10 protein-coding genes and 1 pseudogene are annotated in these 9,093 nt (G+C 59.1%); 3 read left to right on the top strand and 8 right to left on the bottom strand.

The genetic code is table 11. The features are described from left to right. The 4 genes from R6T97_RS17360 to R6T97_RS17345 form a co-directional block, all read right to left on the bottom strand. A partial coding sequence (locus tag R6T97_RS17360; protein WP_410350538.1) for a DEAD/DEAH box helicase occupies nt 1-542 on the bottom strand: 542 nt, incomplete at its 3' end. A gap of 118 nt (nt 543-660) precedes the next feature. Further along, nucleotides 661-1,401 carry a hypothetical protein gene (locus R6T97_RS17355; protein WP_410350537.1) on the bottom strand — a complete coding sequence of 247 codons (741 nt, stop codon included), beginning with the start codon at nt 1,399-1,401 and terminating at the stop codon, nt 661-663. A gap of 42 nt (nt 1,402-1,443) precedes the next feature. Beyond that, nucleotides 1,444-1,941, bottom strand: coding sequence for a hypothetical protein (locus R6T97_RS17350; RefSeq protein WP_410350536.1), 498 nt, complete (start codon nt 1,939-1,941; stop codon nt 1,444-1,446). Between the two features lie 39 nt (nt 1,942-1,980). Continuing rightward, entirely contained in the window at nt 1,981-3,576 is a 1,596-nt protein-coding gene (locus tag R6T97_RS17345; protein ID WP_410350535.1) for a peptide chain release factor 3, read from the bottom strand. A gap of 100 nt (nt 3,577-3,676) precedes the next feature. On the opposite strand from R6T97_RS17345, the gene R6T97_RS17340 reads away from it, so the two are divergent. After that, nucleotides 3,677-4,279, top strand: a complete 603-nt coding sequence (locus R6T97_RS17340; RefSeq protein WP_410350534.1) for a hypothetical protein — start codon at nt 3,677-3,679, stop codon at nt 4,277-4,279. An 11-nt stretch (nt 4,280-4,290) separates the two neighbouring features. Here the strand turns inward: R6T97_RS17340 and R6T97_RS17335 are convergent, their stop codons facing one another. Beyond that, a complete protein-coding gene (locus R6T97_RS17335; RefSeq protein WP_410350533.1) occupies nt 4,291-5,244 on the bottom strand; it encodes a Hint domain-containing protein in 954 nt (317 codons plus the stop codon). 126 nt (nt 5,245-5,370) lie between these two features. Here R6T97_RS17335 and R6T97_RS17330 point away from each other — a divergent pair, with 126 nt between their 5' ends. Next, nucleotides 5,371-6,150, top strand: a complete 780-nt coding sequence (locus tag R6T97_RS17330; RefSeq protein ID WP_410350532.1) for an SDR family oxidoreductase — start codon at nt 5,371-5,373, stop codon at nt 6,148-6,150. Between the two features lie 111 nt (nt 6,151-6,261). Next, entirely contained in the window at nt 6,262-7,332 is a 1,071-nt protein-coding gene (locus tag R6T97_RS17325; protein WP_410350531.1) for an ABC transporter ATP-binding protein, read from the top strand. A gap of 635 nt (nt 7,333-7,967) precedes the next feature. On the opposite strand, the gene R6T97_RS17320 is transcribed toward R6T97_RS17325, so the two are convergent. The 3 genes and pseudogenes from R6T97_RS17320 to R6T97_RS17310 all read right to left on the bottom strand — a co-directional run. Next, the gene (locus R6T97_RS17320) at nt 7,968-8,210 is read right to left on the bottom strand and encodes a DUF1289 domain-containing protein (protein ID WP_410350530.1); all 243 of its coding nucleotides are present in this window, start codon (nt 8,208-8,210) and stop codon (nt 7,968-7,970) included. After that, entirely contained in the window at nt 8,207-8,683 is a 477-nt protein-coding gene (ruvX, locus tag R6T97_RS17315) for a Holliday junction resolvase RuvX (RefSeq protein WP_410350529.1), read from the bottom strand. Before ruvX ends, R6T97_RS17320 begins: the two co-directional genes overlap by 4 nt. Then, nucleotides 8,680-9,093, bottom strand: a pseudogene (locus tag R6T97_RS17310) (c-type cytochrome biogenesis protein CcmI); the annotation flags it as partial. The pseudogene R6T97_RS17310 and the gene ruvX, both read right to left, overlap by 4 nt.

Genomic DNA, 9,093 nt, shown 5'->3' with positions numbered 1-9,093 from the left:
GTCTGGCGCGTAAACGGCGTGCGTTTGAAGATTTCCTCGATATCGGGGATGAACCCCATGTCGAGCATCCGGTCGGCCTCGTCCACCACCATGATCTTCACATCAGTCAGAATCAGCTTGCCGCGCTCCAGATGGTCGAGCAAACGGCCCGGTGTGGCGATCAGCACATCGACGCCTTTGTCGATGATCTTGTCTTGATCCTTGAAGCTGGTGCCACCGATCAGCAAGGCGCGGGACAGCTTTGTGTACTTGGCGTAGGTGTCGAAATTTTCGGCCACCTGTGCGGCCAGTTCACGCGTCGGCGCCAGCACAAGGCTGCGGGGCATCCGCGCCCGCGCACGGCCACGGCCCAAAAGCGTGATCATCGGCAGCGTAAAGGCGGCGGTTTTGCCGGTGCCTGTCTGGGCAATGCCCAAGACATCGCGGCCTTCGAGGGCAGGGGCGATAGCGCCTGCCTGAATCGGTGTGGGGGTGTCATAGCCGGTCTCGGTGACGGCCTTGAGAACCTTGGGGGCAAGGTTCAAATCAGAAAACTTGGTCATATACGTCCTATGCATGTGGATCGGTCCACATTTTTGTGAAAGGACGCATTGTTCCGGGCGTCCTGCGGCGTTGGCCCATAAAGGCCTGTAGTGGCGATACCGGATAAGCGTTCAGGCGTCAAGTTGAGCGCAATTTGGTCGCTTTTTCACGCATAATGGCAAAGCGCCGAAAGACGGTTCCATCGTCATGGTCCAGCGCGGTCAGCAGATGCCGTGTGAGTTTGCCGATATGCGGTGCGGTTTGCGCATCGCGCCAGAGCGGGGCCAGCAGATGTGCCTCCAGATCGCCTTTCAGAACCGAAAAATCCTTCATGCCCATGGGCAGGGGGGATGTGTCGCGATCCTGGGTGCGGAAAGGCTGTTGGGCGGATTTTCCAGAGAAGCAGCGCTCAGCCTCATAAATTTTCATAAGCGAAAACAGCATGTCCATACGTGCCGCCAAGTTGCGGTCGGCCTCTGTTGTCCCGTGTTCGGCAAAGGTGATGACAGCAGAGATCAGCCAGCGGGTGGGTAATGTCTTGAGCAGCCATGTTTCTTCTTCGGCCCATAACCGAACGAACAGCGCCGGTGCGTTTGCAGGGTAGCTGTGTTTGCGCAAATGCGAGATCAAAAGTCCGTGCAGCAGCGCCAGTTCGCTATGGCCTGCCAGTTCGCCCAGCAGCATATGGCGTTTCTTTTGCACGCGGGTCAGCCCCTCCGGGCGGGGCAATTCCTGTGCGGGCAGGGGCATGGCGGCAAGCGCCTTGAAATCCACGTCCAGTGGCGGCAGGTCGTCGCCCGTCAGCAGCGCGCGGCGCTTTTGGTATTGCGGCAGCAACGATGCGATGCCGCCGGGAAAAGTCTGTCTGGTCTTGCTCAAAGTGCCGCTGCCTTTGCGATATTTTCCAACACTATCAAGGTGTCACTCCGCGCTTGCAAGCCCGCCGGATGACAAGGCGGACAGCGTCTGTTGAAACAGGGCCGCAGGAACGTGCGTTTCGTATCGCCCGCGCCGCCCCTGCACCCGCAGCGGCAGGCCGGTCTGGCTGGCGATCCTGAATGCCTTTTCTGTCATGATGATCACGCCGGTTTCGGTGCGGCGGCACCTGTCGGCGCACTGCGTCAAAAGCCGGTCATGACGCCGATAATCCAGCCGTGTGTCGCCTGATGACATGTGCATGATGATCGGCCCGTTGCGGCCCAGTCTGCGCAGGCTGGTCAGAACACCGAAACGCCGCTGCCCGTTCTTTGCGATCATGATGCCACGCGCCGTCATGATAGCGGTGCGATCACGCAGGATTTCATGCTCTGCCGTGATGAGTTCAGCAAATCCGGCCCAGAGGTCAACCCGCTGTGTGACCTTGGGCTGCAGGGTGCAGGCAGTCAGCAAAAAGACGGCAATGATCATAAAGGCACGCATGCCGCTGGCTTGGGCCAACTTGGTTAAGAAACCGTTAGCCTACACCATCATCTCTTTTGTGGCCGTCAGCGTGATATCTGGATAATCGCGGTCAACACGGTCAATGTCCCATTGCAGACGTGTCAGATAGACTGTGTCGCCATCATTGTCGGTCGCGATGTGCTGTTTGTTGGCGGCCACGAACTTGTCTACAGCGGTCTGATCCCCCGATACCCAGCGGGCCGAGGTAAATTGTGACGGCTCGAACCGCACAGGTAGCCCGTATTCCATTTCGATCCGGCTGGCGAGGACCTCGAATTGCAGCGCCCCCACTACGCCAACGATAAAACCCGACCCGAAGGTCGGTTTGAACACTTTGGCGGCACCTTCTTCGGCAAATTGCATCAGGGCCTTTTCCAGATGCTTGGCCTTCATCGGATCACCCGCGCGGCAGGTTTGCAGCAGTTCCGGCGCGAACGACGGAATACCGGTGACGCGCAGCGCCTCGCCTTCGGTCAGGGTGTCGCCGATGCGCAATTGCCCGTGGTTGGGAATGCCGATGATATCGCCTGCCCACGCCTCTTCGGCCAGTTCGCGGTCGGCGGCCAGAAACAGGACGGGATTCGTGACGGCCATCTGTTTCTTGCTGCGCACATGGGTCAGCTTCATGCCGCGCATGAAATGACCCGAGGCAAGGCGCAGGAACGCGACGCGGTCGCGGTGCTTGGGGTCCATGTTGGCCTGCACCTTGAACACGAAACCGGTAACCTGTTTTTCTTCCGGCGCGATGTTGCGGGGCTGGGCGGTTTGCACCTGTGGCTCTGGGCCATAAGTGGCCAGCCCGTCCATCAACTCCTTGACCCCGAACGAATTCATCGCGGACCCGAACCAGATCGGCGTCATGGACCCATTGAGCAGCGCCTCGGGGTCCAGCGGCGGCAGCAATTCTTTCGCCATCTCGATGTCTTCGAGGAATTTCCCCAGCAGATGCGCGGGCACATGTTCGGCCAGCTTGGGGTCGTCAAGCCCGCTGATCTGGATGCTTTCCGCCACCTTGTTGCGGTCCGCACGGTCCATCAGTTCCAGCTTGTCGCGCAGGATATCATAGCAGCCGATGAACTCGCGACCGACCCCGATGGGCCATGAGGCCGGCGTTACGTCAATAGCAAGGCTTTCTTGAATTTCGTCAATTATTTCGAAGGTATCGCGGCTTTCGCGGTCCATTTTGTTGCAAAATGTCAAGATAGGTAGGTCACGCAGGCGGCAGACTTCGAACAATTTCTGCGTCTGGCTTTCTACACCCTTGGCTCCGTCAATCACCATCACGGCGGCATCCACGGCCGTCAACGTGCGATAGGTGTCTTCGGAAAAATCCGAGTGGCCGGGGGTGTCGACCAGATTGAAACGGTACTTTTCAAAGTCGAACGACATCGCCGAGGCCGAAACCGAAATGCCCCGATCCTTTTCCATCTGCATAAAGTCCGACCGCGTGCGCCGTGCCTCGCCTTTGGCGCGCACCTGTCCGGCCATCTGGATCGCGCCGCCATAAAGCAGGAATTTTTCGGTCAGCGTCGTCTTGCCCGCGTCAGGGTGCGAAATGATCGCAAAGGTCCGGCGGCGGGCGATTTCAGGGGGAAGGGCAGGGCGATTTGTCATGCTTCACGCTTTATGCGGTTGACCGGGAAAGGGCAATCATTGCGGCGCGCTTAACCGAAGATTTGGAAATTGTCGCTTAGGTTGGGGGCGGGGGACTGGAATGAAACACGCTGCAACAGGTTTGGGTCTGCTGTTTTGGCTTGCTGCATGTGGCGGCGGGGGCGGTGGCGGCGGTGGGATTGATCCGCGTCTGGCCCGCCTTGACCTTTACGAGGCGCAGAAACTACGGGTTCTGGGTGATGACGGTGCCGGGGTGATGGGCATGGCGGCCACGGCAGATGAAAACATGCCTGCGGGCGGGGTCATGACCTTTGCCGGTCATGGCGCAATCCGGATCGAAACGGGCGGGCAACCGCTTGCCCTTTTGGGTGACGCGCAAATGCAGGTTGATTTTGGCAACAGCAATGCGTCCGGCGTGATCGAAAATACCTTTGGGGCCACCACCGACGGGAAGATTGTGGATTACACCGGCGCGATCACCATGCAAGGCACCGCCACGACACAGAACATGCCGCTAAGCTACGACGGGACCCTCAGTGCCGGTGACCAGACGCTTGTTTTTTCGGGTGCGATGAACGGGGTTTTCCGCGGTAACCCGACCGTCGCCTTGTCCGCAGCCGATCTCGAGGCTGCTGTCGTGCAAAATGGCATGCCGCGCACCGCAACGGTGGTTGTCACCTTCGAGCAGGTTCCCGCGCCATGACGCCGCGCCGCCTAGCTGGCAGAGGCTTTGCGCAACAAGGATGCCGCCTTTGCCGCCGGTATCAGGCTTGTTGCCACTTCATAATCCAGATGCGGGCGATGCGCATGATTCGGCGAGGATACACCGGCAGGCAAAGCGTGGCGTGTATGTGGCGCAATCAAATGCGATTCTGCGGCAATTCCTTCGGCATAAATGATGTGATGGTCGTCAAAGATAAGCTGATAATAATCCACGAACCCGCCACGGCGGCGCAAGACCGTGCTATGATCCACCAGATGCCGCGCCTTGATCAGAACCTCGGCGCGGCCAGCGCCCAGATGGTCCTGACGCTGATAGATAAACAGGCGGTGGTCGGGGCGCACGACAAGATCACGATCGTTGTGCAGCGCACCTTTGGTGATCACGACAGGGGCAAACCGCCCGGTTGCGCGCAATGTCGCCAACCCGATATGACGCACCGGTTGCCTGCCGGCATCCCGTGTCAGAACCATGTCGCCTGCGCCCAAATGCTCGATCGGGATCATCCGTCCGTCACCCAGCGTAATCCGCGTCCCCCGCGCGAAAGAACCGCTCGCGGCCTCGGCAAAACGGCGGGTTGCCGTGTGGCGTTCGATCCCGACAAGCCGGTAGTCGACCGACGGCAGTAGTTCACCCAAGGGCAGCAGGAACACCTCTGCGGCACAGTCCTGCTCGATTTCGACTAGGATCAGCGCCTCGTGGGTGCTGCCATCGGGGGCCATCATTGTCAGGCAGCTGTCCAGATGCACGGTATTGCGGCTGAGACGCAGTCCTGCCGCATCCGCGACCAGTTCCAAGGCTGTTGTCGATGCCTTGGCTGCGATTTGAAAAACATCGTCCATCACCAGTTCATCGGCAAAGGACAACGGCTCTCCCTTCATGACGCCACCGCAAACGATGACTTGGGCTGCGCGAAAGACATCAACAGTGATCGGGCGTCTGGGCATGGCAAAAGGGATTACACCGGAGCAGGGGTAAGGCCAAGCAGGAACACGGCGTACATTTCAAATGTTTGCCGAATGCACGGTGTGGTGCTAGATGCAACGCAACGAAGAAACATAAAGGACATCATCATGGATCTGGGGATCAAAGGAAAACGTGCGCTTGTGTGTGCATCGTCAAAGGGGCTTGGGCGCGGCTGTGCCGAAGCCTTGGCCGCAGCAGGCGTAAATCTGGTTCTGAACGCCCGTGGCGCAGAGGCGCTCGCGGCGACTGCCTCCGACATCAGGAGCAAGTACGGCGTCGATGTTGTGGCCGTGCCTGCCGATGTTTCGACCCCCGAGGGGCAGGCGGCACTTCTTGAGGCTGCAAGTGATGTGGATATCCTTGTCAATAACGCTGGTGGCCCGCCTCCGGGGTTGTGGTCCGACTGGGAGCGCGATGATTTCATCGCGGCGCTGGACGCAAATATGCTGGCTCCGATCGCGCTGATGAAAGCATTGATGCCCGGCATGATCGACAAGGGCTGGGGGCGTGTCGTGAACATCACCTCCGGCTCGGTCAAGGCACCAATTCCGCAATTGGGCCTGTCCAATTCCGCGCGTGCGGGTCTGACGGGATATGCCGCAGGGACCTCGCGGCAGGTGGCCCAGTTCGGTGTGACCGTGAATAACATGCTGCCGGGCATCCATGCCACGGACCGTGCCGATAGCCTTGATGCTGGCGTGTCGAAAGCACAAGGAATCACCGTCGAGGAGGCCACGGCACAGCGCAAGGCCACGATCCCCGCACGTCGCTATGGCACCAAGGAAGAATTCGGCGCCATGTGTGCATTTCTGTGTTCGCAGCACGCAGGCTTTATCGTCGGTCAGAATATTGTGCTGGATGGCGGCGCGATCAATGCAACCATCTGATCACGCGCTCTAGAAAGCGCTGCGGGGCAAAGGCCCAGACCTTGCCCCGCAGTGCAACTGTTGTTAGGTGCGCTGTACCCAATAGTTTTCGTCAGGGATAAGCCGGCGCCCATGCAACCCCCCCGCCTTGAGATCAAGAACATCGTCAAGAACTACGGTGGCCGCCGGGTGGTGGACCATGTCAACCTGACCGTCATGCCCGGGCAGGTGACCTGCCTGCTTGGGCCGTCCGGCTGCGGCAAATCGACGACGCTGCGCATCATCGCGGGTGTTGAAGATCAAGACGGCGGTGAAATCTATGTCGATGGCAAACTGGTCTCTGACGCCGATCTGTCGCTGCCGCCCGAACAGCGCAATATCGGGCTGATGTTTCAGGACTTCGCCCTTTTTCCGCATCTGACCGTGGCGCAGAACGTGGCTTTCGGACTTACGGGGCGCAAGATTACGGACCGCGTACACGAGCTGCTGGGCAAGGTGGGGATGTCTTCCCATATCAGTGATTACCCCTATCAATTGTCCGGCGGTGAACAGCAACGCGTGGCGCTGGCGCGTGCCCTGGCGCCCCGCCCACAGATCATGCTGATGGACGAGCCGTTCTCCGGCCTCGATGACCGCCTGCGCGATGACATCCGCGATGAAACGCTGGAAGTTCTCAAAAGCGAGGGCACCGCCGTGCTGCTTGTCACTCACGAGCCGGGAGAGGCGATGCGCATGGCTGATGAAATCGCTCTGATGCGCGATGGCAAGATCGTGCAGCGTGGCGCGCCCTATAATATCTACAATGCGCCCCGAGATATGGCTGCGGCTGCATTTTTCAGTGATATCAATGTTTTGCATGGTAAGGTTCAGGGGGCTCTGACTGATACGCCCTTCGGACAGTTCCTTGCGCCGGGGGTGCCTGATGGAACAGATGTCGATATCGTCATTCGCCCGCAGCACATCAAGATCGACTTTGATCGCGGCGGTCGTGGTCCCAACCCCACCGCAGAAGACGGCACTGCCGCGCGTGGCGTGGTGGAACGCGCGCGCTTCATGGGTGCCTCGAGTCTGGTGGAGTTCCGGATGGATTTCGACGGGTCCGTCCTGAAAGCTATCGTGCCGTCCGTATTCCTGCCCAAGCCGGGAATGCCGTTGTGGCTGATGATCCGGCGCGACCGGTGCTTTGTTTTTCCAAGCCACTGATCAGTGCGGCCAAGGTGCCGCGGTGCGCGATCAGTTCTGGCCGCCAGATTACACGTCTGCAAGATCGGATGTATAAAAAATCATACAATGAGGTATGAAAAATATACCCATCACGTTAGAAATTTAGTGAATTGTTGCACAGCCGGACTTGCGGCAAGAAGCAGCCGTCGGGCGCGCGTGTTTGTGTCCGTCAAGTAACGAGTGAAGGTAGTAAGTACTCCGTAAAAGGCTGATCTTGTTAGCGAGTGTTTCTGTTTACCAGTCGTTGCGAGTGTTGGTTCAGCGGCGAATATAGGCATAATTGTTTGTAACCATTAATGCTCAAACGCCGCGGACTTTTATAATGAGTTCGAGTTAAGTAAATGTTTGAATTGTTACTCGTTGTGCTGCTGGCCGTTGTGATGGTGGTGGATGGGCCATCGCGACGGCCTGCGGCAGCAAGAAAACGCGAAACATCCGTGCCGCAAGATCCGAGCATCCAGACGCCGGTCGTCACGCTCGCCTGTATCCCGCCAGAAAAGTCACCGTCACCTCATCAAAGCCTTGTCTGTCGCGTCAATCGACTGGCAGACAGATGACAAGATGGAAGAAGTCGAACGATAGTTCATCTTCGTTCTGCCCCGAAAGACATCAAGCTACTTCAAACGTGCACCCCGTCCGCCGCGCCGCTTCGTGATCTGGCCCGCACGCGAAGGCAGTTCCGCCATCACCGCAGAGCGCGCTTGCGCCGTCATCTTGGACCATGCCCCGATTTCGTCGATCGACCGCAGGCAGCCTGTGCAAAGGCGGCTGTTGGGTTCGATCACGCAAATCTTGATGCAGGGGCTTTCGATCTCGGCGCGGGCCCAGATGTGATCGGTATTTTCGGGTTTGGTCACGGATGATTCCTTAGATGCGCCATGCGGTCCAGCATTCCTTGCAGAATATAGGCCGCGGCGACATGGTCGATCACCTCTGCGCGACGTTTGCGTGACGTATCCGCCTCTAGCAGGGCGCGTTCGGCGGCAACGGTGGACAACCGTTCATCCCAGAAGGCGATGGGCAGCGGTGTCAGCTTTTCGAGATTGCGGGCAAAGGCGCGGGTGGCCTGACAGCGCGGCCCCTCTGATCCGTCCATGTTCATCGGCAGGCCCAAAACGATGCCCGTGATCATGCGGTGCGTTGTCAGCTCCAGCAGCTTGGCGGCATCGACACCGAACTTCTTGCGCTTGATGGTCTCAAGCGGCGTCGCCACAGACCGCATCACATCTGACACAGCGACACCGATCGTGACCGTGCCAAGGTCAAGCCCCGCAATTGCGCCCATGGCTGGAATTTCCGCGATAAATGCCTCGGGTGTGTCGCAGATCATTCGTTAAGCACGCCCGCGTCGCGCGCCGCGTTGGTCAGGATTTCCATGCCGCGCATACTGCTGACAAAGACTTGCTGTGCTTCGGTCCAGACCGTGCGCGCGGCCTCTTGGTTGCCCAACACACCATAGGCGCGGATCAGGCGCGCCCAGTCCTGCGCCGGCCCGCCCTCGGTCGCCAACCTGCTGGCCAGACCAGATACCATGCCGCCGATCATCTCCTGCCGTTCCTCTGGCGTCATATCCGAGGCCGCATCCATTTGGTCAAACGATGGCCCGCGCGCCTCTGGCACTGCATATTCGACCCCTGCGCGGAAGGCCGCGTCGCTGACCTGCGCACGTGCGCTGGCGATGTGGAAATTATTCGGATCACCTGTTTCGATGATGTCGCGCCAAAGCCGCAGTGCCAGATC

The sequence above is a fragment of the Yoonia sp. genome, from assembly GCF_046498525.1.
Taxonomy (GTDB): domain Bacteria; phylum Pseudomonadota; class Alphaproteobacteria; order Rhodobacterales; family Rhodobacteraceae; genus Yoonia.
Note: the sequence above shows the minus strand (reverse complement) of the source record. Positions and strands in the feature narration are given on the sequence as shown.

What these genes read in the sequence shown, in the direction of transcription:
- R6T97_RS17350 (WP_410350536.1), bottom strand. Translation starts at nt 1,941, where the DNA reads ATGCGTGCCTTTATGATCATTGCCGTCTTTTTGCTGACTGCCTGCACC.
- R6T97_RS17345 (WP_410350535.1), bottom strand. Translation starts at nt 3,576, where the DNA reads ATGACAAATCGCCCTGCCCTTCCCCCTGAAATCGCCCGCCGCCGGACC.
- R6T97_RS17340 (WP_410350534.1), top strand. Translation starts at nt 3,677, where the DNA reads ATGAAACACGCTGCAACAGGTTTGGGTCTGCTGTTTTGGCTTGCTGCA.
- R6T97_RS17335 (WP_410350533.1), bottom strand. Translation starts at nt 5,244, where the DNA reads ATGCCCAGACGCCCGATCACTGTTGATGTCTTTCGCGCAGCCCAAGTC.
- R6T97_RS17330 (WP_410350532.1), top strand. Translation starts at nt 5,371, where the DNA reads ATGGATCTGGGGATCAAAGGAAAACGTGCGCTTGTGTGTGCATCGTCA.
- R6T97_RS17325 (WP_410350531.1), top strand. Translation starts at nt 6,262, where the DNA reads ATGCAACCCCCCCGCCTTGAGATCAAGAACATCGTCAAGAACTACGGT.
- ruvX (WP_410350529.1), bottom strand. Translation starts at nt 8,683, where the DNA reads ATGATCTGCGACACACCCGAGGCATTTATCGCGGAAATTCCAGCCATG.